This is a genomic window from Methylobacterium sp. J-067, from assembly GCF_022829465.1.
Classification (GTDB): Bacteria; Pseudomonadota; Alphaproteobacteria; order Rhizobiales; family Beijerinckiaceae; genus Methylobacterium; species Methylobacterium litchii.
Map to the genome: position 1 here is coordinate 187,435 of NZ_JAKSXZ010000097.1, position 20,992 is coordinate 208,426.

Annotated in this window: 23 protein-coding genes and 1 tRNA gene; 7 read left to right on the top strand and 17 right to left on the bottom strand. The window is 70.7% G+C overall.

The window, feature by feature from the left end; all coding sequences use genetic code 11:
* Positions 1–56: 56 nt before the first annotated feature.
* The gene (gene radC / locus MKK52_RS11810) at positions 57–764 is read right to left on the bottom strand and encodes a RadC family protein (RefSeq protein ID WP_243954042.1); all 708 of its coding nucleotides are present in this window, start codon (positions 762–764) and stop codon (positions 57–59) included.
* Positions 765–772: 8 nt separating this feature from the next.
* Positions 773–1,597 (bottom strand): type I methionyl aminopeptidase, encoded by an 825-nt coding sequence (gene map / locus MKK52_RS11815; protein WP_243954043.1) that lies wholly within the window; start codon positions 1,595–1,597, stop codon positions 773–775.
* Positions 1,598–1,807: 210 nt separating this feature from the next.
* On the opposite strand from map, the gene MKK52_RS11820 reads away from it, so the two are divergent.
* From MKK52_RS11820 to MKK52_RS11830, 3 genes are all read left to right on the top strand, one after another.
* Positions 1,808–2,065, top strand: coding sequence for a zinc-finger domain-containing protein (locus MKK52_RS11820; protein ID WP_243954044.1), 258 nt, complete (start codon positions 1,808–1,810; stop codon positions 2,063–2,065).
* Positions 2,066–2,082: 17 nt separating this feature from the next.
* Complete coding sequence (locus tag MKK52_RS11825) at positions 2,083–3,288, top strand: FAD-dependent monooxygenase (RefSeq protein ID WP_243954045.1); 1,206 nt, start codon at positions 2,083–2,085, stop codon at positions 3,286–3,288.
* Between the two features lie 35 nt (positions 3,289–3,323).
* Positions 3,324–3,410 (top strand) — tRNA-Leu (locus tag MKK52_RS11830).
* A 31-nt stretch (positions 3,411–3,441) separates the two neighbouring features.
* Here the strand turns inward: MKK52_RS11830 and MKK52_RS11835 are convergent.
* The 4 genes from MKK52_RS11835 to MKK52_RS11850 form a co-directional block, all read right to left on the bottom strand.
* Entirely contained in the window at positions 3,442–5,127 is a 1,686-nt protein-coding gene (locus MKK52_RS11835; RefSeq protein WP_243954046.1) for a methyl-accepting chemotaxis protein, read from the bottom strand.
* 153 nt (positions 5,128–5,280) lie between these two features.
* Positions 5,281–5,670 carry a hypothetical protein gene (locus MKK52_RS11840; protein ID WP_243954047.1) on the bottom strand — a complete coding sequence of 130 codons (390 nt, stop codon included), beginning with the start codon at positions 5,668–5,670 and terminating at the stop codon, positions 5,281–5,283.
* Between the two features lie 116 nt (positions 5,671–5,786).
* A complete protein-coding gene (locus tag MKK52_RS11845; protein ID WP_243954048.1) occupies positions 5,787–6,512 on the bottom strand; it encodes a YoaK family protein in 726 nt (241 codons plus the stop codon).
* Positions 6,513–6,581: 69 nt separating this feature from the next.
* Positions 6,582–8,177 (bottom strand): gamma-glutamyltransferase family protein, encoded by a 1,596-nt coding sequence (locus MKK52_RS11850; protein ID WP_243954049.1) that lies wholly within the window; start codon positions 8,175–8,177, stop codon positions 6,582–6,584.
* 97 nt (positions 8,178–8,274) lie between these two features.
* Here MKK52_RS11850 and MKK52_RS11855 point away from each other — a divergent pair, with 97 nt between their 5' ends.
* The gene (locus MKK52_RS11855) at positions 8,275–9,810 is read left to right on the top strand and encodes a cation:proton antiporter (RefSeq protein WP_243954050.1); all 1,536 of its coding nucleotides are present in this window, start codon (positions 8,275–8,277) and stop codon (positions 9,808–9,810) included.
* Positions 9,811–9,813: 3 nt separating this feature from the next.
* Here the strand turns inward: MKK52_RS11855 and gshB are convergent, their stop codons facing one another.
* Together gshB and MKK52_RS11865 are read right to left on the bottom strand one after the other, a co-directional pair.
* Complete coding sequence (gene gshB / locus MKK52_RS11860; protein ID WP_243954051.1) at positions 9,814–10,770, bottom strand: glutathione synthase; 957 nt, start codon at positions 10,768–10,770, stop codon at positions 9,814–9,816.
* Between the two features lie 32 nt (positions 10,771–10,802).
* On the bottom strand, positions 10,803–11,090 hold the full coding sequence (locus MKK52_RS11865) for a hypothetical protein (RefSeq protein WP_243954052.1): 288 nt from the start codon (positions 11,088–11,090) through the stop codon (positions 10,803–10,805).
* Positions 11,091–11,489: 399 nt separating this feature from the next.
* Here MKK52_RS11865 and MKK52_RS11870 point away from each other — a divergent pair, with 399 nt between their 5' ends.
* A complete protein-coding gene (locus tag MKK52_RS11870; RefSeq protein WP_243954053.1) occupies positions 11,490–11,681 on the top strand; it encodes a hypothetical protein in 192 nt (63 codons plus the stop codon).
* 132 nt (positions 11,682–11,813) lie between these two features.
* The gene (locus tag MKK52_RS11875; protein WP_243954115.1) at positions 11,814–12,602 is read left to right on the top strand and encodes a hypothetical protein; all 789 of its coding nucleotides are present in this window, start codon (positions 11,814–11,816) and stop codon (positions 12,600–12,602) included.
* A 7-nt stretch (positions 12,603–12,609) separates the two neighbouring features.
* On the opposite strand, the gene MKK52_RS11880 is transcribed toward MKK52_RS11875, so the two are convergent.
* Genes MKK52_RS11880 through MKK52_RS11890 form a run of 3 tightly spaced genes read right to left on the bottom strand, consistent with a single transcriptional unit; the run spans position 12,610 to position 16,126 of the window.
* The gene (locus tag MKK52_RS11880; RefSeq protein WP_243954116.1) at positions 12,610–13,209 is read right to left on the bottom strand and encodes a hypothetical protein; all 600 of its coding nucleotides are present in this window, start codon (positions 13,207–13,209) and stop codon (positions 12,610–12,612) included.
* A complete protein-coding gene (locus MKK52_RS11885) occupies positions 13,197–13,868 on the bottom strand; it encodes a DUF1214 domain-containing protein (protein ID WP_243954054.1) in 672 nt (223 codons plus the stop codon). The genes MKK52_RS11880 and MKK52_RS11885 overlap by 13 nt, the downstream gene beginning before the upstream one ends.
* Before the next feature lie 11 nt (positions 13,869–13,879).
* Positions 13,880–16,126, bottom strand: a complete 2,247-nt coding sequence (locus MKK52_RS11890) for a transglycosylase domain-containing protein (protein ID WP_243954055.1) — start codon at positions 16,124–16,126, stop codon at positions 13,880–13,882.
* 220 nt (positions 16,127–16,346) lie between these two features.
* On the opposite strand from MKK52_RS11890, the gene MKK52_RS11895 reads away from it, so the two are divergent.
* A complete protein-coding gene (locus tag MKK52_RS11895) occupies positions 16,347–16,844 on the top strand; it encodes a YcgN family cysteine cluster protein (RefSeq protein WP_243954056.1) in 498 nt (165 codons plus the stop codon).
* A 10-nt stretch (positions 16,845–16,854) separates the two neighbouring features.
* On the opposite strand, the gene MKK52_RS11900 is transcribed toward MKK52_RS11895, so the two are convergent.
* The 6 genes from MKK52_RS11900 to MKK52_RS11925 all read right to left on the bottom strand — a co-directional run bounded on the left by MKK52_RS11900 (position 16,855) and on the right by MKK52_RS11925 (position 20,808).
* The gene (locus tag MKK52_RS11900; protein ID WP_243954057.1) at positions 16,855–17,508 is read right to left on the bottom strand and encodes an NrsF family protein; all 654 of its coding nucleotides are present in this window, start codon (positions 17,506–17,508) and stop codon (positions 16,855–16,857) included.
* Entirely contained in the window at positions 17,505–18,062 is a 558-nt protein-coding gene (locus MKK52_RS11905) for an RNA polymerase sigma factor (RefSeq protein WP_243954058.1), read from the bottom strand. Before MKK52_RS11905 ends, MKK52_RS11900 begins: the two co-directional genes overlap by 4 nt.
* 110 nt (positions 18,063–18,172) lie before the next feature.
* Positions 18,173–18,868, bottom strand: a complete 696-nt coding sequence (locus MKK52_RS11910) for a DUF1223 domain-containing protein (RefSeq protein WP_243954059.1) — start codon at positions 18,866–18,868, stop codon at positions 18,173–18,175.
* A 64-nt stretch (positions 18,869–18,932) separates the two neighbouring features.
* Positions 18,933–19,718, bottom strand: coding sequence for a creatininase family protein (locus MKK52_RS11915; protein ID WP_243954060.1), 786 nt, complete (start codon positions 19,716–19,718; stop codon positions 18,933–18,935).
* Between the two features lie 65 nt (positions 19,719–19,783).
* Positions 19,784–20,320, bottom strand: a complete 537-nt coding sequence (locus MKK52_RS11920) for a protein phosphatase CheZ (protein WP_243954061.1) — start codon at positions 20,318–20,320, stop codon at positions 19,784–19,786.
* 104 nt (positions 20,321–20,424) lie between these two features.
* Positions 20,425–20,808: a response regulator gene (locus MKK52_RS11925; RefSeq protein WP_243954062.1), complete on the bottom strand. Its 384-nt coding sequence runs from the start codon at positions 20,806–20,808 to the stop codon at positions 20,425–20,427.
* Between the last annotated feature and the right edge of the window lie 184 nt (positions 20,809–20,992).

Below are 20,992 nucleotides of genomic sequence, written 5' to 3' on the forward strand. Positions count from 1 at the left end.
CGCGCCATGGCCGTTAGCGTAGCGGTCCCGAGCCGGCTTGCCAGGGGGCACCACTTCTAGATGAGCTTGAGCCCTTTCAGGCTCGCATGACCGTTACGGGCCATGATGACGTGATCGTGCACCACGATGTTCAGCGGCGCCAGGACTGAAACGATCTCGCGGGTCATGCTGACGTCCGCCGCCGAAGGTTTGGGATCACCCGACGGGTGGTTGTGCGCGAGGATGATCGCCGTCGCCGAGAGTTCGAGCGCCCGCCGTGCAACCTCGCGGGGATAGACGGGGGTGTGGTCCACCGTACCCCGCCCCTGAACCTCGTCGGCGATCAGATGGTTGCGCTTATCGAGGAAGAGGATGCGGAATTCCTCGCGCGGGGCGAACGCCATGGTCGCCCGCAGATATTCGGAGAGGGCGCTCCACGAGGTGAGGACGTCGCGCTCGCGGATCGCGCCCCGGGCGAGGCGGCGGCCGGCGGCCTCCACGAGCTTCAGATCGGTGACGACGCCCGGCCCGATCCCCTCGACTTCGAGGAGCCGGGCGCGCTCGGCGCCCAGCACCTCCGCGAGGCTGCCGAAGCGGCGGATCAGCGCCTTGGCCAGCGGCTTCACGTCCCGGCGGGGAATCGCGCGGAACAGCAGCAATTCGAGGAGTTCGTAATCGGGTAGGGCGTCGCCCCCGGCCTCCGCAAACTTGTCGCGCAGGCGATCCCGATGGCCGAGATAATGGGGCTCTTCCGCAGGGGGAGCCGGCGGCGGCGCGGACTCCACGCCCGTCCTCAGGCCGCCGGGTTGACCGGCTGGTGGAGGCCCTTGGGTGAGATCGTGAAGATCTCGACGCCCGTTTCGGTCACGGCGACCGTGTGCTCGAACTGCGCCGAGAGGGAGCGGTCACGGGTCACGGCGGTCCAGCCGTCGCCCAGCACCTTCACCGCCGGGCGGCCGAGATTGATCATCGGCTCGATGGTAAAGAACTGGCCGGGCTTGAGCGGCACGTCGTAGCTCGCCTCGACATAGTGCAGGATGGTCGGCGCATCGTGGTAGCTGCGCCCGAGGCCGTGGCCGCAGAAGTCGCGCACCACCGAGCAGCGCTCGGACTCGGCGAAACTCTGGATCGCCCGGCCGATGTCGTTGGTGGAGCCGCCGGGCTTCACCGCCGCGATGCCGCGCATCAGCGCCTCGTAGGTGATCTCGCACAGGCGCTGCGCCTTGCGCGGCACCTCCCCGACGAAGGCCATGCGGCTCGAATCGCCGTGCCACCCGTCGAGGATGAGGCAGATGTCGAGGTTGATGATGTCGCCCTCGCGCAACGGCTTGTCGTTGGGGATGCCGTGGCAGACGACGTGGTTGATCGAGGTGCAGATCGACTTCGGATAGCCGCGATAGAACAGCGAGGCCGGATAGGCCTTGTTGTCCATGGCGAATTCGAAGGCGAGCTTGTCGAGGGCGTCGGTCGTCACGCCGGGCTGGGTCGCCTCCATCAGGAGGTCGAGGGCCTGGGCGGTGAGGTGCCCCGCCCGGCGCATGCCCGCGAAATCCTCCGGGCCGTGGATCGGCGGCTCCGGCGCCCGGCGCGCCTGGGCGCTCGCCTGTTCCTGCATCATGATCAGCGGTTTCTGATAGGATCGTCTTACTGGCGTCGGTGTCTATGTACGGCGCGCCAGCCGGCAGGCCAAGCGCCCCGCGCGACGGGCGATGCGCAAACGGCATGTCCTGTCCGCGAGGCTCGCGTGCCGCCTCCCTTGCGCGGGCAGGGGCCGGGGCGGCATAAGCGCAGGCGGACATGCCCCACGGGCGGGGCAGGCGAGGGCCGGATGGCAGGCAAGTCGGTACCGCACTTCCACAACGAACCCGGCGTCCCGGCCATTGCGGTCGGCGCGAAGGAGTTCATGTGCATCGGCGCGCTGCCGCCGTTCGACCACCCGCACGTGTTCCTCGACATGGGCGCGGACAACGAGATCATCTGCCAGTATTGCTCGACGCTCTACCGCTACCAGCCGTCGCTGGGTGCCGGCGCGGCCGACCCGGCCGAGTGCGTCTGGCACGACGATTCGGCGGCGGTGGCGGCCTGAAAGGGCGCCCGAGAGCGGTGTCGCCCGAACCGACCCCTCCCGCCACCCAACTCGACATCGGGATCGTCGGCGCCGGCATCGGCGGCCTGACGGCGGCGCTCGCCCTGTCGGATGCGGGCCACGCGGTCACGCTGATCGAGCGGCGCACCGGATTCAGCGAAGTCGGGGCGGGTATCCAGGTCTCCCCCAATGCCAGCCGGGTGCTGGCCGGGCTCGGCCTGTCCGCCGCCCTGCGCCGGGCGGCGAGCGAGCCGCCGGGGGTCGAGGTGCGCGCCCTCGAAAGCGGCCGGCGGATCGGCGGCGTCGCCCTCGGTGCGGGCGCGCGTGAGAGCTTCGGCGCGCCCTATTACGTGATCCACCGTGCCGACCTGCAGACCCTGCTGCTCGACGCGGTGCGGGCGCGGCCCCGCATCCGCCTGTTGATGGGCCGCTCGGCTGCGCAGGCGCGGGAGGGGTCGGAGCGGGTCCAGCTCACCGTTGAGACCGGCACGGGCACGCAGGACTTGGACTTCGATCTCCTGATCGGAGCAGACGGGCTGCGTTCGGTCCTGCGCCAGCATTTCGACGATGCGCCCCTGCGGCCGGGCCGGGCGGCGGCGTGGCGTGCCCTCATACCGCGCGAGGCAGTGCCGGACTCCCTCCAGGGGGAGGCAACGGGTCTGTGGCTCGGACGCGGCCGGCACGTGGTGCATTACCCGGTGAGGGGCGGAAGCCTGCTGAACGTCGTGGCCATCGTCCCCGAGGCGGTGGGCGAGAAGGGTTGGGGTCGGCTCGGCGAGCCGGCCGTGCTGCGCTCCCATTTTCGCCGCTGCGCCGAGCCCCTGCGGGAGGTTCTGGCCCTGCCCGATTCGTGGCTCGTCTGGTCCCTGGCCGACCGCCAGGCGCCGCGCCCCCTGGCACGGGGGCGGATCGCCCTGCTCGGCGATGCGGGGCATCCGGTCCTGCCCTATCTCGCGCAGGGCGCGGCGCTGGCCATCGAGGACGCCGCCGTGCTGACACGCTGCCTCGCGGAAGCGCCGGCCGTCCCGGCGGCCCTCGACGCCTATGCCCAGGCCCGCGAGGCGCGCGTACGGCAGGTGCAGCGGGCGGCCCGCGCCAACGGGCGCACCTACCATGCCGGCGGCGTGGTCGGCCTCGTCCGCGATGCCGTGATACGGCGCCTTGGGCCGACAGGCATGCGCGACCGTTACGCCTGGGTCTATGGATGGACGCCCCCGGCTTGATCCCGGCGAGCGCGGCGGCTACCGCTGCGCTTCGAGCGGACGTGGCGGAACCGGTAGACGCACGAGACTTAAAATCTTGCGGCCGAAAGGCCGTGCGGGTTCGAGTCCCGCCGTCCGCACCACATCACCTGCATCGTCGTCACCGGCCCAGCCTCACGCCGCGCGAACCGTCGTCACGAAGCGGGTCATCTCGGCCTGGAGCCGCTCGGAATGGCGGGACAGTTCGGACGCTGCGTCGAGCACCTGGCTCGCCGCCGCGCCGGTCTCCTCGGCCGCACCCGCCACATCGGCGATGGTGTTCGTGACCTCGCCCGTACCCGTCGCCGCCTGAGCGACGTTGCGGACGATCTCCTGCGTCGCCGCGCCCTGCTCCTCCACCGCCGCCGCAATGGCCGTCGCCACGCCGCTGATCTCGCGGATGCGCCCGCCGATCGAATCGATGGCGCGCACCGCTTGGCCGGTCGAGGCCTGGATCCGGGCGATCTGGGTCGCGATGTCCTCGGTCGCCCGCGCCGTCTGACCGGCGAGTTCCTTCACCTCGGAAGCCACCACGGCGAAGCCCCGTCCCGCCTCTCCGGCGCGGGCGGCCTCGATGGTTGCGTTCAGGGCGAGCAGGTTGGTCTGCCCGGCGATGTGGGCGATCATCGTCACCACGTCGCCGATCCGCGCGACGGCCTCGTTCAGCTCCTGAACGGAGGACGCGGTCTCGCCGGCCTCGTCCACGGCCCGGCGCGCCAGATCGGCCGAACCCGCAACCTGTCGGCCGATCTCCTGCACCGACGAGCCCAATTCCTCGGCGGAAGCCGCCACCGTCGTGACGTTCACCGCCGCCTCCTCCGCCGCGATGGCGACGGTGGTGGATTGCGCGGCGGTGCGGGAGGCCGTGCCGGACATCGCCTGGGCCGTCGCCTGCAACTGCGTCGCCGAGGACGAGACCAGCGCGGCGATGCCGCCGATGGCGGCCTCGAACCCGTCGGCCATCTGGCGCATAGCGCTCTGGCGCTGCTCCTCGGCCGAAAGGCGGGCGACGCGGGTCTCCTCCTCGAGCTGCTGTTCGCGGAGGAGGTTGTCGCGGAACACCTGCACGGTCGCGGCCATGGCGCCGATCTCGTCCCGGCGGCCCGCGCCGGGGATGGCGACGGTGGTGTCGCCCCCCGCAAGCTTTTCCATCGCGCCGGTCATGCGCTGGATCGGCCGCGAGATGCGCAGGAAGCTGAACAGGGCCGCCAGCAGCGACAACACCACCACGAAGCCGGCGGCGAGGCTCGCCGTGCGGATCGACGCTTCGGCATCTGCGATGGTGCCGCTCACCGCGACCTCGGCGGCCTGCTTGTTGACCGCGACGTTCTTCTTCAGCGTGTCGGAGGCGTTGGTCGCCAGTTGCAGCAGGTCAGGCCCGAGCAGGATCGCCAGAGCTTCGCTCCGATGGCCCGCAGCCAGGGTGTCGATCACCGTCGCCTGCTGCGTAAGATACGTGGCCCACAGGGTCGAAAACCGCTCGTAGAGGGCGCGCTCCTCGGCGGTCTTGTCCATGGCTTCGTAGTCGTGGCGCAGGGTGTCGATGGTTTTGCCGACGCCATCGACCGACTTCCGGTTCTCCGCGAGATTCTCTGCCGTCTCCGACGACAGCACCAGCCTGTAGAGCTTCACCCGGTGGTCGCGGATCGCGGTGTTGATCTGGTTGACGACGTTGACTGCTGGAAGCTTCACGCGGCCGATCTCGCCGACGTTCTGCTTCATCTCGGACAGGCTTCGGACGGCGACGTAACCTTGCCCCGCCGCGACCAGGGCCGCCAAGCCGAACATGCCCCCGAGGGCCGCCTTGATGGAGACATGCATGAGAGACGGCCAGTCAAAAGAACACTGCCGTCATGCATAAAAATACAACTTGAAGATTGTATAAACATCGTCCAATCGCTGCCTAATTTCACGACAGCGATATCTTTCCGCACCCCGCAGCGATGGTTGTATCGCTGCGGGGTGCGGGGGCAATCACCAGCCGCCGTAGCCGTAGGGCCGGTCGCAATGGCGGCGGTGGCTATAGCCGTAACCGGCGTAGCGGTAGCCGTCGTCGGGATCGACGTCGTAGCGCCGCACGACCCGCTCGGTGCGGTAGACCGGGACTTCGTCGACCTCGTAGGCGCGAACGCGCGGGGCCGGAGCATAACCGTAGCCGTAGGCCGGAGCGGGCCGGGCGTAGCCGTACCCGTAGGCCGGCTCGGCATGGGCCTCGGAGATGGCGGCGCCGAGGAGGGCGCCCGCCGCGAGGCCGCCGATCACGCCGGCGGCGACCGCGCCACCACCCCGGGCCTGCGCCTGCGGAGCGCCGAGGGACCCGACCATGACCAGGGTGGCGGCGGCCAGGGTAGCGAACGTCTTCATGGCCCAACCCTCTCGATGTGTTCGGCCGGCTGTTCCGGCCATGGAGAGAGAATGCCGTGCGCCGCCTGCATCGGCCCTGAAGCCGTCTGGCAGCAATCGTTCAGCTTGCGGTGGCGTCAGGCTGAGCGGGATTCCGCCGGCCCCGCATAGGCCCGCAGCCGCCGGGCCGCTGCGATGCCGGGGATGGCCAGGGCGGCGAGGACACAGGCCGCCACGACGAGGAGCGCGGTGCCCATCACTTGAAACAGGACCACGCCGAGGATGCCGCCGCCGAGGAAGGCCGCCACGGTCACGAGGTGGAGGCGCAGCTTGTCACGGTCGACGCCGGGGTGGCGTTCGAGGAGGTTGGCGAGCCCGATCCCGATATCCGTCACCATGCCGGTGACGTGGGTGGTGCGCACCCGCGCGTTGGTGATCTGCGTCACGGTGGCGTTCTGCAACCCGAGGAGGAAGCTGAGTCCCAATGCCAACACCGCGCCCCGCGCGTCTTCCGGCAGGAACGGGGCGGCGCAGCCCAGCACCAGCAGCATCGCCGCTTCGCCGAGGATGCCGTAGGCGTAGACCCCCGGCAGATGCCGCGTGCGCCCGGCATCGATGAGCAGGGTCGCGGCCATCGCCCCCGCGACGAAGGCCAGCACGAGGAGCAGGCCGAACAGCGCCATCCGCACCTCGCCGAGACCGAGATGGTCGGCGAGCGCCGAGACGTTGCCGGTCATGTTCGAGGAGAAGGTGCCGAAGGCGTAGAAGCCGGCGACGTTCAGGGCCCCCGCGATGGCGGCGAAGGTCCAGCCGAGGCGTTCATCGATCCGGTACGTCCGGGTGGACCCTTCATGGACAAGCATGGCGGCGGCGGTCTGGTCAGAAGCGAAAGATCGAGCGCGGCCGGATGATACCGGCCGGACGTTACCGAGCTACAGCCCCAGCGCCCCGCCATCGGAGCGCGGATCGTGCGTGGCGGCGATGCGCCCGTCGCGGGAATGGCGCACCAGCATCCCGGCATGGCCGAGGGTATCGCTGTAGGCCTGGCCCACCGGCTCGATCTCGTGGCCCATCCGCTCCAGGGCGGAAAGGCAGGCGGGATCGAAGCGATCCTCGACCTTCACGCTGAGCGACGGCGCACCCCAGGTACGGCCGTAGAGCAGGCGCGGAGCATCGACGGCCTCGGCCACCGACATCCCGTAATCGGCGTAGCGCGCGAAGATCTGCGCCTGGAATTGCGGCTGCCCGTCCCCGCCCATCGAGCCGTAGGCCATCACGCGGCCGTCGTCGAAGCAGGCGAGCGCCGGGATCAGGGTGTGGAACGGACGCCGCCCCGGCTCCAGTGGGTTCACCGAGGCCGGATCGAGGGAGAACGACACGCCGCGATTGAGCCACGCGAGGCCGGTTCGCGGCAGCACCGTGCCGGAGCCGTATTCCCAATAGACCGACTGGATGTAGGAGACGGCGAGCCCGTCCTTATCGATCACGCCCATCCACACCGTGTCGCCGCTATGCGAGACGATTGGGATCGAGGCGGCCCGCTTCATCTCGATCCGCGCCGCCTCGGCGGCGAGGCGCTGCGCGTCGAGAAAGGTCGCGGGATCGTGGCGCAGGCGGGAGAAGTCCGTCACCACCCGGTCGCGGATGGCGAAGGCGCGCTTCGTCGCCTCGATCATCCCGTGATAATGCGCGGCTGTCTCCGGCTCCGCAATGTTGAGACGGTCGTAGAGGCCGAGGATGATGAGCGCCGCGAGCCCCTGGGTGGGCGGCGGGAAGTTGTACAGCGTCGCGTCCCGGCGGCGCAGGGTGAGGGGCGCCCGCTCCGCCGCCCGGTAGGCCTTGAGGTCGGCGCGGGAGACCGGGGCGCCGAGCTTTTCGAGATCGACGCCGATCTCCCGGCCGATATCGCCCCGGTAGAAATCGTCCAAGCCGGCATGGCTCAGCTGTTCGAGCGTTCCGGCGAGCGCCGGCAGACGGCGCGTCTCGCCCGCCGGATAGGGCTTGCCGTCCTTCAGGAAGGTCGCCGCGAAGTTCGGCGCCTCGTGCAGGGTGTCGCCCGGCTGCGGCGTGTAGCGCGCCTCGCTCGCCGAGACCGGTACGCCCTCGCGGGCCTGACGCGTGGCGTCGGCCAGCAGCGTTTCGAGGGGAAGCCGCCCGCCCAGCGCCTTGGAGAGTTCGAGGGCGAGCGACCAGCCGCCGACCGCGCCGGCCACCGTCACCATCGCCTCCGGGCCACGGGGCGGGATCGCGTCGTAGCCCTTCTCGCGGTAGCGGGCGATGGTGGCCTCGCGGCCCGCCGGCCCGCAGGCCTCGATGCCGCGCACCCGTCCGCCGCGCTCGCGGACCAGCCAGAAGCCGTCCCCGCCGAGGCCGTTCATGTGCGGGTAGACCACCGCGATAGAGGCTGCCATGGCGACCATCGCCTCGATGGCGTTGCCGCCCTGCGCCAGGACGGTGAGGCCCGCCTGCGCCGCGAGGCTGTGCGGCGCGGCGACGGCGGCGGACGAGAAGATCGGTGTCTCGGGCATGGCGTGTCCGGCGGGTCTTGCTGTCGAATAGGCGAGGGCGGCGGGCAACGCAAAGCTTATACCCGGCGCGAGACCCATCGCGCCCTATGTCTGGGTCATGTTGATTTTCGAATGGACCGTCGCCGTCCTGCTCGGCGCGGTCGTCCTGACGGGGCTCGCCGCACGGCTCGGCGCGCCGTATCCGGCGTTCCTCGCCATCGGCGGCATCGGCCTCGCGTTCGTGCCCGGCGTGCCGAACCTGCGCCTCGATCCCGAACTGGCGCTCGCCCTGTTCCTCGCCCCCGTCCTGCTCGATGCCGGATTCGACGCGTCCCTCCGTGACCTGCGGGTGAGTTGGCAGCCGGTGCTCGGCCTCGCCGTGGGTGCCGTGGTGGTGACAAGCCTCGCGGTTGCGGTCGTGGCGAAGGTGATCGTGCCCGACATGCCGATCTCGGCCTGTCTCGCGCTGGGCGCCATCGTCGCGCCTCCCGATGCGGTCGCAGCGATGGCGGTGCTTCGGCATGCGCCGATGCCCCACAGGCTCGCGACCATCCTCAAGGGCGAGAGCCTGCTCAACGATGCGGCATCGCTGCTGCTCTACCGTCTCGCCGTCGGTGCCGCGATGGCGGGCAGCTTCTCGATGCAGGAGGCCCTACCGGGCTTCGTGCTCGGCGTCGCCGCGAGTTTCGTCGTCGGCCCGCTTCTCGGGATCGCCTTCGTCGCCCTGCGCAAGCGGATCAGCGATCCGCCGACGGCCATCGTGCTGCAATTCGTCGCCGCCTTCGGCCTATGGCTCGCCGCCGAGAAGGTGGAGATGTCGGGCGTCCTCGTCGTCGTGACCTTCGCGATGACCGTGGCCAGGAAGGCGCCGGGCGTCACCGCCCCGCGGGCGCGGATCGTCTCCTACGCGGTGTGGGACACGGCGGTGTTCGTCATCAACGTCCTGGCCTTCGTCCTCATCGGCATCCAGATCGATCCGATCCTGGAACGGCTGAACCCCACCGATCAATGGCAGGCAATCCTGTTGTCGGGCTTCGTCTTCCTGACGGTCGTCGCGGCGCGGCTCGCCTGGGTGCTGCCGACGAGCGGCCTGCGCGGTTTCGGCCTCGGCCGCCACGGCGACCGGGCCCGCCTCGGCGCCGGGGTCGCGGTCGCCTGGGCGGGGATGCGCGGGATCGTAACCGTGGCGGCGGCGCTCGCCCTGCCGCAGGACTTCCCGCACCGCGACCTCGTGGTGTTCACGGCCTTCTTCACCGTGCTCGGGACGCTGGTGCTGCAGGGGCTCACCCTGAGTCCGCTGCTCAGACGGCTAAAGCTCCCCGACGACGACCCCGTGGGGCAGGAGGTCGGGCGCGGGCGGGCCGCCGCCTATGGCGCGGCGCTCAAGAGCCTCGAAGCGCGCGAGGATTGCGCCGCCACGGACGCCTTGCGCGCGGAGTTCCGCTCCGCCCTCGCCGAGGCCGAGGCGCATGAGGAAGGGCGCGCGCCCGAGAGCCTTCCCGCCGACGCCGCGCGCCTCAACGCCATCCTCGCCGCCCGCGACAAGGTGATGGAGATGCGCCGCAAGGGCGAGATCGGCGACGACGCCTACTTCCTGCTGGAAGAGGAGTTCGATTGGGCCGAACTCAGCGCGACCCCGCGCGCCGACCTGTGAGAATCAGCCCGCCTTGCGCGCGGCGATCCGGGTCTCGATGGCATCCCACACGGTGACGGCGAGGTTCGGCCCGCCGAGGCGTTCGATGGCGCGGATGCCGGTGGGGGAGGTGACGTTGATTTCGGTCAGATGGCCGTCGATCACGTCGATGCCCACGAGGATCAGGCCGCGCCGCGCCAGCTCCGGGCCGATCGTCGCGCAGATCTCACGCTCGCGCTCGGTGAGTTCGGAGGCCGAGGCCGCGCCGCCGCGCACCATGTTCGAGCGGATGTCGCCCGCCGCCGGCACGCGGTTCACCGCGCCCATGGCGACGCCGTCCACGAGGATGATGCGCTTGTCGCCCTCGGTCACGCGATCGAGGTAGCGCTGCGTCACCCAGGCTTCCTTGAAGGTCGTGGCGAAGAGATCGAACATCGAACCGAAGTTCGGGTCCTTCTCCGTCACCTTGAACACCGCTGCGCCGCCATGGCCGTGCAGCGGCTTCATCGCCACCGTGCCGTGCTCCAGGCGGAACGCCTCGATCTCCGCGCGATCACGGCTAATCAGCGTCGGCGGCATCAACTCGGGGAAGTCGAGGACGAAGAGTTTTTCCGGGGCGTTGCGCACCTCGGACGGGTCGTTGACGACCAGCGTCTTCGGGTGGATCCGCTCCAGCATGTGGGTCGCCGTGACATAGGCCATGTCGAACGGCGGATCCTGGCGCATCAGCACCGCGTCGCACTCGGCGAGGTCCATCCGCTCCGGTGGCGCGAGGGTGAAGTGATCACCCTGCACGTCCTGAACGGTCAGGGCCTCGACCCGCGCCGTCACCCGCCGGCCCTGCATGGAGAGCCGGTCGGGGGTGTAGTGGAAGAGCCGGTGCCCCCGGCGCTGGGCTTCGAGCAGCAGCGCGAAGGTCGTATCGCCCGCGATCCGGATGTTCTGGATCGGGTCCATCTGGACCGCAACGGTCAGGCTCATGGTGGCTTTCCCATGCGCGGGTGACGCGGCTGTCAGTTGTTCTGCATCGACTTACCGCCGGTGCGGCGATCATAGTCGCCGATGGCCGCGCGGCACTTCTGAGACAGCTTGGCACGGTTGCGCTGCATGCAGCGGTCCGCGTCGGGGCTGTTCGGATCGACGCCGATGCAGAGGCGGAAATAGTCGTCGGCGCAGCCGAGCTGCAGGCCCTGATCTTCGCGCTGCGCGAAAGCCGGAGCGGCCGAGAGCGTCAGAAACGTCAGTGCTGCGAGCGCGACGGCACGCGGCGAACGAAGGGAATTGTCCGGAACCAGTCGCATCCAGCCTTGTCCTCAAACAACGATTGCGGGGCGGCGGACCGGCCCGCGTTGCGTCCGCATATCGGGCCAGCCGGGCGGTAGGCAAGCGCCCCGGCCACCACTTGTGTCGCACGTTGCAGAAATACGGCGGCCGGCTCCCGGCGAGAAAACGGCCCCGCCCGCATCCGGGCAGGGCCAGTTAAAGGGAGGAAACGCCCGCCATGGGCCACGCTGTTCAAGCAAGGCGCAGGCCAATCGAATCCGGCCGCACCGCAACCCCGGCAAGCATCTGTTAACCATCCCGTGATGATCTGATCAGGCAGCACGAGACCAGAATTCAGGCCCTTCCACCTAACGCCCCTTGCCGACGCCCATTGCCGGGCCTGGGCAAAAGCCCGGATCGCCGACAGGAGCCAGATCATGAACCGCCACCGGAAAATCGAACGCAGCGCCGTGTCCTCTCCGGCATCGGACGAGCCCGCCGGCACCGGCATCGTCGTTGCCTTCCCGTCGCGGGGCACGCGGCCGAGCCGCCCGGCGCCCGTCTCGGGCGAGGCGCGCGGCCAGATCCTGCTCTTCCTCGGCGTGCGCTACGAACGCCTCGCCTCCTGAGCGACCCCTCGCCCCGCCCGGGCCCCTTCCCGGCACAGTGACGCGTCCGGCGCGGCCGGCGGATGCGACCGCACGCCCGCAGCCCCGTTCAGCGCCATGCCCCAGACACTCAGCCTCCCGCATGCGGGCGCGATGCGCAGGCGCCGCGCCCTCCGCACGCTGCCCTTCGGCCTCGCCCTCGGCCTTCTGGTCTCCTGCGCCCAGCAGGGGGATTTCGGGCGGCCCCAGGCCGGCGTCTGGAACAGCCTGATCGACGCTACCGGCAGCGTGGCGGCGGGCGAGCGCGGCGGCCCGGCCTCGGCCTCGCCGCTCACCGACGACGAGCAGGACCTGCGCGCCCGCGCCTGGCGCTTCCTGATGCCCGCGACGACGCGGGAGGCCTTCCTCGACATCCTGGCCAACCTGACCCGCGCACGGGTGCTGCCGCCCTCCTGGCGGCCCCACGATCCGGCGCGCTACCATGACGCGATCCTGGCGGAGGGGCTGCGCTCCCCGGTCTCGCGCTACCGCCGCCTCACCGACGACGCCGTGGCCGATGCGCGGCTGATCCCGCCCTTCGCGTCGCTCGCGATGCGGGTGGCCGACGCCGACGCGCGGCGGCTGAAGAGCCTCCCCTTCGCCAAGACCCTCGACGATTGGGACGTACGGCAGGCGGCCATGCGGGTGGCGGAAAACCGCTGCCTCGTGGCCTGGGTGCGGATGGAGACGGGCGAGCGCCTGGAGGCGTATCGCTACGCCTTGGAACACCTGTTCGCCGAGGCACCGGACCCCGCCGCCGCCGAATCCGAACGCGCCCTGGCGATGCTCTCCGGCCGGCGCCCCCTGCTCGATCCGGTGCTGCCCTCGGATGCGGCAATCCGCTGCGGGCTCGTTCCCGCTCCGGACGTCGCCGTCACAGCGCCGCTCGTCGTGAAAGACTGACGCGGCGCTAGCGCTTGGCCGAATCGTCGGCGGCGGCGTCGGTGGTGCAGTTTACCGCGTGCACGGCGGCGTTGGCCGCCTCGCGCTGGCTCGGCAAACCGGCGATCACCCGCACCACGACGAAGCCACGCCCCTCGGGGGCGACGATGCGCACATCGCGGCTCGGCTCGTTCTCGTCGTCGTCGGCGAGTGCCTGATCGTATTGCGCGCGGGTGAGGATCACGAGGTCGAGGGCCCCGCGCACCGCCGCCTGATCGGTCACGGCGTAGAACGCGCCCTGCCGCCCATGGGCTGCGAGGGACAACGCCAGCGGACCCGTCCGGGCCGAGACGCGCATCGGCCCGTCCGTCAGGTCGAAGGCGCAGACGCCCACCGCCACGGCCGGGTCGGGGATCGGCAGCCACACCTCCTGCGGCGCGGGCGTCTCGCCCGTCGAAAGGGCGTAGATCACCTGCGGATGGTCCAGGCTCTCGCTGGTGCGGGCGCGGGTCACCGCATCCGTCTCCGCGAGGCGCGGGATGGCCAGCACCGCCGCGATGTGGACGATGCCCGCCAGGACGAGCCCCGCGAGGGTGGCGTAGGCAAGGCGCAATCTCACGGGGCGCAGCCCTTCCGGGTGATGGAGGGCACGACGCTCCGGTCGAGGGAGCCGACGCCGGCGGCGGCCGGCGTGTCGTAGAGGCGCAGCGCCAAGCGCATCGGCCCGGTCGCGCGCGGGCTCGGGAGCCAGTTGCCGGGTTCGGCCTCCGGCGAGAGGGTGATCACGAAGCGCCCGTCCTGCCGGCGCAGGATCTCGGTGGAGGTGAACCCGTCACGGATATGCGGACGGTCCGGGTCGCGGGCGCCGCGCCCGGCGACGGTCAGCGTCCAGGCGCGGGCGGGGGGCACGACGCCGCCGATGGCGTAGGTGCAGGAGGCATCGAGGGCGCGGCCCTCGTCGTCCTCGGCCGCCGTGAGGAGCAGGCCCTCGCCCACCGCGAGGGGGACCTCGCCCCGGCGAGCGTTCACGGCGCGGGTATAGGGGTCGGCGCCGGTCGCCCCGGCGCGGGGCCACGCCATCCAGGGGCCGATGTGGACGCCGCCGAACGGATAACCGCCCCGCGTCGCCCAATCGGCGCTGGCGAGGCCGAGTACCGCCCCGAGGGCGAGGGCGTAAAGCACCAGAAGCGGCGTGCCGCTCTTGCGGACGAAGCGGGCGACGAGCCCCCCGGCCGCCCCGGCGGACGCGGGCAGGCGGGCGGCCTGACCGGACAACGCGACCTTCATGGCCTCATGCCTCACGGCAGGGCGATGCGGCCGCCCACGGCGCGCGCGCCCTCGGCGACCTCGCGAGCGGGCGCGGCGGACGCGCGGTCATCCGAACCCGGCCGGCCATTGGCGCGGGGGCGCTCGGCGGCGCGGAACAGCCCGTTCAGCCCGCCGATCACCTCGAAGGAACGGCGGGAGAGCTTGCCGAAGGCGCTGGCGTTCGGATCGACCGGCGCCGTCGCCCCGCCCGCCGCCGCCTGCGCGGCGGCCTTCGCGCTGTCTTTCAGGCCGGGCAGGCCCTTGATCTCGATGCCCTGGTGGGCCGGTTCCATCACGTCGTGCCAGGTCTGGGCGGGCAGGGAGCCGCCGGTCAGCTTGTTGGTGGAGGTGTGGTCGTCGTTCCCGTACCAGACGGCGGCGACGTAATTCCCCGTGTAGCCCACGAACCACGCATCGCGGTAGGCGTTCGTGGTGCCCGACTTGCCGGCGACCTTGATGCCTTCGAGCTGCGCCCGCTTGCCGGTGCCTTCCTCGACCACCTTGTTGAGCATGAAGTTCATGTCGGCCACGACCTGCGGCGACAGGATGCGCTCCGGTGCCTCGTCGGCGTGGCGGTAGATGACCTCGCCGGAGGAATTGCGGATCTCGGTGGCGGCATAGGGCTTCGCCTTGAAGCCGCCGTTGGCGAACACGGCGTAGCCCGCGGCCTGATCGATCACCGTCACCTCGTCCGAGCCGATGGGGAGCGACACCGTGTCGATGAGCGGCGCCGTGACACCCATGCTGTGGGCCATGGCGATGATCTTGGCGCGGCCCGCCTTGGCGGCCTTCGCCTCATGGGAGATGCCCATCGCCTTGCCGAGCGCGATGGAGATCTTGATCGGGATCGTGTTGATCGACTTCGCCACGGCGAGCCACATCGGCACCCGGCCTGTATAGGAGCGCCCATAATTCTGCGGGCACCAGTTGCCGATGCAGACGGGACTGTCGACCACCGTCGTGTCCGGCTTGAACTGACCGGAGGCGAGGGCCGCCGCGTAGACGTAGGGTTTGAACGACGAACCGGGCTGGCGCATCGCGTCGGTGGCGCGGTTGAACTGGCTCTCGCCGTAATCGGCGCCGCCGACCATGGCGCGCAGGGCACCGTCGGGATCGAGGATCACCATCGCCGCCTCATCGACGTCGTAGGCGTCGCCGGACTTGCGCAGGATGTCGGCCACCACCTCGTCGGCGCGCTTCTGCACGGCGAGGTCGAGGGGCGTCTTCACCGTCAGCACCCGGTCGCGGATCTTGCCGCTGTCGGCCATGGCCTTCACCTGACCGAACGCCCAGTCGAGGTAGTAATCGGCCGTGATGTCGCGCGTGCGGGTGACGGGCGTGGCGGGGTTGCGCAGGGCCGTCTGGATCTGGCCCTCGGTGACGAAGCCGGCCTCGACCATGTTGTGCAGCACGTCGGCCGCGCGGGCGCGGGCGGCCGGCAGGTTCACGTGGGGCGCGTATTTCGTCGGTGCCTTGAACAGGCCCGCCAGCATCGCGGCCTCCGCGAGGCTGATGTCCTTGAGCGGCTTGCCGAAATAGTAATCCGCCGCCGCCACCGCGCCGAAGGTGCCGCCGCCCATGTAGGCGCGGTCGAGGTAGAGTTTCAGGATCTCGTTCTTGGTGAGGTGGCTTTCCAGCCAGAAGGCCAGGAAAGCCTCGTTCACCTTGCGCTCCAGGGAGCGCTCGTTCGTCAGGAACAGGTTCTTGGCGAGCTGCTGGGTGATCGAGGAACCACCCTGCGTGTTGCCGTTGCCGCGCGAGTTCGCGACCAGGGCGCGCAGCGTCCCGATCGGATCGATGCCGTAATGCTCGTAGAAGCGCCGGTCCTCCGTGGAGATCAGCGCCTTGATCATGATGTCGGGAAACTGGTCGAGCGACAGCGAATCGTCGTGCTTGATGCCGCGCCGCCCGACCTCGGTGCCGTAACGATCGAGGAACGTGACGGCGAGGTCCTGCTGCTTCAGCCAGTTGTCGCTGGTGAGCTGGAAGGCCGGCTGCGCCAGGGCGAGCATCGCCAGGATGCCGCCCACGCCGAGCGTCAGCGCCTCGCTGGTGAGGTCAAGGAAGATCCGCTTCCACCCGCGCACGGCGAAGCGGCTCATGAAGCGCTGGAAGCGCTCGTAGGCCTCGCCGGTCGAGCGGCCGCTGTCGTAGAGCGAGGCGTTGACCCACGCGTCGAAGGCGAGGGCCGCGCGCTCGATACGAGTCTTGATCGCGTTCAATCTGGGCAGGCGCACGGTGTTCGGATCCGGTGTTCGGGCGCCCTCTCGGCTACCCTTTCCTTATCAGGGTTGCATCGCGGCGGCGAGGCGGCGCGATGCGCAGGTTAACGCGTGGGCCCCTCCGCGGGCCCTTTCCCCAGGGGCGGGATCGTCATCGCGGTTAACGCGGCGATTGCAGCGGGCGCGGGACGGCGGCTTGCCTCCGGCGGGCGCCTCGGGCAGACGGTCGGGGCCGATGTCCCGATCCCCATTCAAACCCGAGCCGCCTGCGGACGCGCCGTTCTGGCGCACGAAGTCCCTCGAAGAGATGTCTCCCACCGAGTGGGAGAGCCTGTGCGACGGCTGTGGCCGTTGCTGCCTCATCAAGCTCGAGGACGAGGATACCGGCGAGGTGCTGCACACCGATATCGGCTGCACGCTCCTAGACGGCTACGCCTGCCGCTGCCGGGATTATCCCAGGCGCCAGAAGAAGGTGCCCGATTGCGTGCGCCTGACCCCCGAGGCGGTGCGCGCGATCCCGTGGCTGCCGCCGACCTGCGCCTATCGCCTGGTCCGCGACGGGCAGCCGCTCTATTCCTGGCACCACCTCGTCTCGGGCAGCCGCACCACGATCCACGAGGCCGGCATATCGGTGCGCGGGCGCATCGCCGGCGCCGAGGAGGAGTTCGGCGAGGACGAGTATCCCGAGCGCATCGTGGACTGGCCGGCGCTCTCGCCCGAAGACGAGGCGTAGCGTCGCGCCCTCAGGCGGGCGCCTTCGAGAGCAGCCGCCCCCCGGCCAGGGCGTTCAGCCCGATCACCCCCGCCACGACCACGGCGTGGACGAGGATATCGGACGCGGTGGCCTCCGCCGGATGGAACGGCACGAGGAGCGTCGCGGCGGCGCCCGCGACGGCGAGGCCGGCGAGCGCCGCCGTCAGGTTCGGCCGCAGGGGACAGGCCCGGCGCAGCATCCCGACGATCAGCAGCGACAGCGGCACCGAGACGCAGACGAGGAAGCTGAAGCACCTCACCGGCTCGTGCGCGTCGCTGAGGTCGAGGGGCGGGGCGACCCACGCCCGCAGGCAACCGAGGCCGCTCGCGCCGATCCAGAGGGCGGCGGCCGGCACGGGCAGCAGCGCCCAAGCCGGCGAGCGGCCCGGCACGCTTGTGGCGAAGGCCGCGTAGGCGGCGGTGATCGCGGTGAGGGCCCCGCCCGCCGCCGCGAGCCACAGATCGACCCGGCCGGCGCGGTGGTCGAGCCCGATCATCGCGAGTTTCGAGGCGAGCAACGTTCCGATGACGACGGCCGCGCCGATCCACAGCGCCGCCCGCAGTGCGGGGCGGGGCAGGGGCCGTACGGGTTCGAGGCGGCCGGCGAGATCCTCGACCAGCCGGTCGTGGCGCGTGTCCATCATTCGCCCCCCGGCGTGAGACTGGCCCGGAGCGCCTTCAGGGCCCGATGCAGGTTGACCTTCAGGGCGTTCTTGCTGCGCCCGGTGAGGGCGGCGGTCTCGTCGAGGCTCAGTTCGCGCAAACCCAGATGCTCCACCGCCTGCCGCTGCCCCTCCGGCAGCGCCGCCACCGCCCGCGCCAGGGCGGCACCGCGCTCGCGCGCCTCGATGCCCGCGCCGGGGGCGGGAAGGGGATCCACCTCCGCCTCGTAGGAGAGGGGATCGAACACCTCCTGCGGCCGGCGCGCGGCCCGGCGCAGCCGGTCGATGGCCCGGCGCTGGGTGATGGCCCGCAGCCACGGCATGAAGGGGCGGGCGGGATCGTAGCTCGCCCGCGCGGCGTGCAGGGTCATCAGCGTGTCCTGCACCACGTCGTCCACCGCGTCGCCACGCACGCCCTGCGCGCGTGCGAAGCCGGCGATGACGGGCAGGCAGGCGCGCAGCAGCGCGCGGTAGGAGGCCGCATCGCCCCGCTGCGCCGCCGCCATCAGGCCCGCCAATTCGCCTTCGAGCGCCATTCCGCTTCCGGCCCGTGCCTCTCCGCGTGCGCTTTCTAGCGCAGCCGGCCGAAATGCGCGACCGACCGGGGTGAACCCGCCGGCTCCGAAGGCGAACGAGGCGGCCATGGCTAACCTCCCGTCCGCGCGGCGCCGATCACGTGGCCTGCTCCGTCCTGCACGATCACGGCGGCGGCCTCGCCCGCCGGCCAGGGCAGGGTCCATTCCCGTGCTGCGCCGGTCCAGCGGCCGATCTCGGCGACGGAGCGGACGACGTTCGCCTGCTTGATGGTGCGCCCGGCATTCTCGCCACGGGCGACGGATGTCACGTGGCTTGGATCGAACCCGACGAGGGTGACGGTGCCGGAGCCCGTCCCGGCGCCGAGGCGCACCCGGAGGCCGCCCTCGCGCGCGAGGCTCACCGGCACGGCCTCGCCGCCCCCCGCTTTCGCCGCCGCGATGGCCGCGCGGACGGCGGCCTCCTGCGAGCCCACGAGGCCTGTCTGCCCGTCAATCACGGCCTGGGGGGTGTAGACCTGCCCGTCCAACCGCTTCGCATAGGCGTTCTGCCGCTCGGTCGCCGCGGGCAGGGAGTAGGTGTCTCGCCAGTCGAGATGGTTCCAGTAGGTCACGTGGTAGGCGAGGGGCAGAACGTCGCCGCCCTCGCGGGCCAGGGCGCCGATCAGCGCCTCGGCGGGCGGGCAGGACGAGCAGCTCTGCGACGTGAACAGCTCCACCACCACCGGTCGGGCGGCGGCGGGCGCGAGGCCGGCAAGCAGCGCCAGGGCAGCGGCCGGGAGGAGGCGAATGGAAGGCTTCTGTCTCATGGAAGGCTCCGGCGGGTCGCGAACCGCGCCCCTGCCCGCTTGTTCGGCGGAGGGAGCGTTCCGGTTACGCCGACGGGCTTCCGAAGCGGGCGACATCGCGCAGAAGGTCCACGAAGACCCTCGCCCCATGGTCGAGCAGGCGCTCTCCCGCCTCCGCGCTGCCGAGCCGGGCATCGCCGACGGCGCCGGCCGGGTTGAGATCTCCGGCCTTCCAGGCGAGCGCCGCCGGGCGGCCGGTGCGCAGCACGGTGTGGGTACGGGCGATCTCGGCCCCGCGCGAGGGGTAATCGGCAATCTTGTCCCGGCGCACGAGATCGGGGCGCAGGGCCAGCATCAGCGCCGTCTCGATCCCGCCGGCATGGATACCGTGGGTGATCTCGTCGGCCGGGAACAGGCCGTCCGGGTAGCCGAGCCGGCTCCACGAGGTCGTGACCGCGACCATGCCGAGCCGGTTGCGCAAATCCCCGGCCACGAGGTCGATCAGGGCCGAATTGCCGCCGTGACTCGTGACGAGGACGAGGCGCTTGCAACCCGCGCGGGCGATGCCGGTGCCGATCTCGGTCCAGGCGGCGAGCGCCGTCGTGGTGGTGAGGGTGAGCGTGCCGGGGAAGTCGTCGTGCTCATCGGACTTGCCGATGGTCTGGATCGGCAGGATCAGCGCGTCGATGTCGTCCGGCGTCAGCGCGACGACCCGGTCGAGATAGCCCCGCGCGATGTCGGTGTCCGTCGAGAGCGGCAGGTGCGGCCCGTGCTGCTCGGTGGCGGCGACGGGCAGGACGGCGACCGTCCGCGCCATGTCGCAGGCGGCGAATTCCTCGGTCGTCAGGTCGGACCAGTAACGCGCCGCCATTCCCTTACACCGTCCGAACCCGGCCCGGTAACGGTGTAACCGTCTCCCGGCGCCGGAGTCGACCGTCAGGCGAAGAGGGCGTCGATGTCGTCCTGGCTGGTGGCGATCTCCTCCGCCTGCGGCCCGTTGAGCATCAGCTCGGCGGCCCGCTCGCGACGGGCGCGCTCGGCCGGGTCGGAGATGGCGGCATCCCGCGCCCGGACGGCGCCGATGAAGCGGTCGAGCCGCTGCTCGAAGCTCTGCAGCGCGCTCACCACCTTGGAGATGCGCTGGCCGGTGATGTCCTGAAAGGCACAGGCCTCGAAGATCGTCCCGACATGCTCCTCGAGGTCGGGGCGCGCCGCGGGACCGTCCGGCAGGTTCAGGATCGACTCGGCGGCGGCCATGATCCGGTTGGTGGCGCCCGCCGTGGCGGCGAGGACGCTGCCCAGCTCCTCATGCGCCATGGGGATCCGGTCGCGGGTCATCTCATTGGCACGCAGGGCCGCGATCTCCTCGCGCATATGCGTGATGTATTCGGCGATCTGGATCAGTTCGGAGACCACGGCGGTCGATTCGAACTCTCGGATATCGGCGGATTGTCTCCACAGCGCGTCAGACATCTGATCTACCTCGAGTGCCGGACCACCTTCTGTGACCCGCCCGTCCCCCCCGCAGTCTTGCCGGGGGCACGCGGCGGATCCGCCGTCGCACCCCGGCGGGGCCGTCAGCTGCCGCAGACGGCTTCGATCTTCGACTTCAGCGTGGCCGCGTTGAACGGCTTCACGATGTAGTTGTTCACGCCCGCCTTCTTGGCGGCGATGACGTTCTCGGTCTTCGACTCGGCGGTGACCATGATGAACGGCGTCGTGCGCAGCGCCTCGTCGGCGCGGACATGGCGCAGGAGCTCGTAGCCGGTCATCGGCTCCATGTTCCAGTCCGAGATGACGAGACCGTACTTACGGCCTTTCATCCGGGCGAGGGCGGCCGTCCCGTCGGAGGCGTCGTCCACCTCTTCGAAGCCGAGCTGCTTCAGCAGGTTGCGGATAATGCGGACCATCGTCTGATAATCATCGACGACGAGGATCGGCATGCTCAGGTCGAGAGCCATGAACCAAATGCTCCGAAGTCACCCGGGAAATTGAAATCCCGGATCGTTGGATTGTCGTGTCCGCCGGAAGGACCGTGCGGAACCTGTTGTGACCCTAGCTCCGACCGCGTTGCAAAGGCGTTAAAGCGGTCGATGAGAGCTCGCTTGACCGGCTCGGCCCGTTTCGGCAGGGTCCGGCCGCGTC

Excerpts from the sequence above, each read along its gene's own strand:
- map (WP_243954043.1), bottom strand. The coding sequence starts at position 1,597 with ATGATGCAGGAACAGGCGAGCGCCCAGGCGCGCCGGGCGCCGGAGCCG.
- MKK52_RS11820 (WP_243954044.1), top strand. The coding sequence starts at position 1,808 with ATGGCAGGCAAGTCGGTACCGCACTTCCACAACGAACCCGGCGTCCCG.
- MKK52_RS11835 (WP_243954046.1), bottom strand. The coding sequence starts at position 5,127 with ATGCATGTCTCCATCAAGGCGGCCCTCGGGGGCATGTTCGGCTTGGCG.
- MKK52_RS11840 (WP_243954047.1), bottom strand. The coding sequence starts at position 5,670 with ATGAAGACGTTCGCTACCCTGGCCGCCGCCACCCTGGTCATGGTCGGG.
- MKK52_RS11845 (WP_243954048.1), bottom strand. The coding sequence starts at position 6,512 with ATGCTTGTCCATGAAGGGTCCACCCGGACGTACCGGATCGATGAACGC.
- MKK52_RS11850 (WP_243954049.1), bottom strand. The coding sequence starts at position 8,177 with ATGCCCGAGACACCGATCTTCTCGTCCGCCGCCGTCGCCGCGCCGCAC.
- MKK52_RS11855 (WP_243954050.1), top strand. The coding sequence starts at position 8,275 with ATGTTGATTTTCGAATGGACCGTCGCCGTCCTGCTCGGCGCGGTCGTC.
- gshB (WP_243954051.1), bottom strand. The coding sequence starts at position 10,770 with ATGAGCCTGACCGTTGCGGTCCAGATGGACCCGATCCAGAACATCCGG.
- MKK52_RS11865 (WP_243954052.1), bottom strand. The coding sequence starts at position 11,090 with ATGCGACTGGTTCCGGACAATTCCCTTCGTTCGCCGCGTGCCGTCGCG.
- MKK52_RS11870 (WP_243954053.1), top strand. The coding sequence starts at position 11,490 with ATGAACCGCCACCGGAAAATCGAACGCAGCGCCGTGTCCTCTCCGGCA.
- MKK52_RS11875 (WP_243954115.1), top strand. The coding sequence starts at position 11,814 with ATGCGCAGGCGCCGCGCCCTCCGCACGCTGCCCTTCGGCCTCGCCCTC.
- MKK52_RS11885 (WP_243954054.1), bottom strand. The coding sequence starts at position 13,868 with ATGAAGGTCGCGTTGTCCGGTCAGGCCGCCCGCCTGCCCGCGTCCGCC.
- MKK52_RS11895 (WP_243954056.1), top strand. The coding sequence starts at position 16,347 with ATGTCCCGATCCCCATTCAAACCCGAGCCGCCTGCGGACGCGCCGTTC.
- MKK52_RS11900 (WP_243954057.1), bottom strand. The coding sequence starts at position 17,508 with ATGATGGACACGCGCCACGACCGGCTGGTCGAGGATCTCGCCGGCCGC.
- MKK52_RS11905 (WP_243954058.1), bottom strand. The coding sequence starts at position 18,062 with ATGGCGCTCGAAGGCGAATTGGCGGGCCTGATGGCGGCGGCGCAGCGG.
- MKK52_RS11910 (WP_243954059.1), bottom strand. The coding sequence starts at position 18,868 with ATGAGACAGAAGCCTTCCATTCGCCTCCTCCCGGCCGCTGCCCTGGCG.
- MKK52_RS11915 (WP_243954060.1), bottom strand. The coding sequence starts at position 19,718 with ATGGCGGCGCGTTACTGGTCCGACCTGACGACCGAGGAATTCGCCGCC.
- MKK52_RS11920 (WP_243954061.1), bottom strand. The coding sequence starts at position 20,320 with ATGTCTGACGCGCTGTGGAGACAATCCGCCGATATCCGAGAGTTCGAA.
- MKK52_RS11925 (WP_243954062.1), bottom strand. The coding sequence starts at position 20,808 with ATGGCTCTCGACCTGAGCATGCCGATCCTCGTCGTCGATGATTATCAG.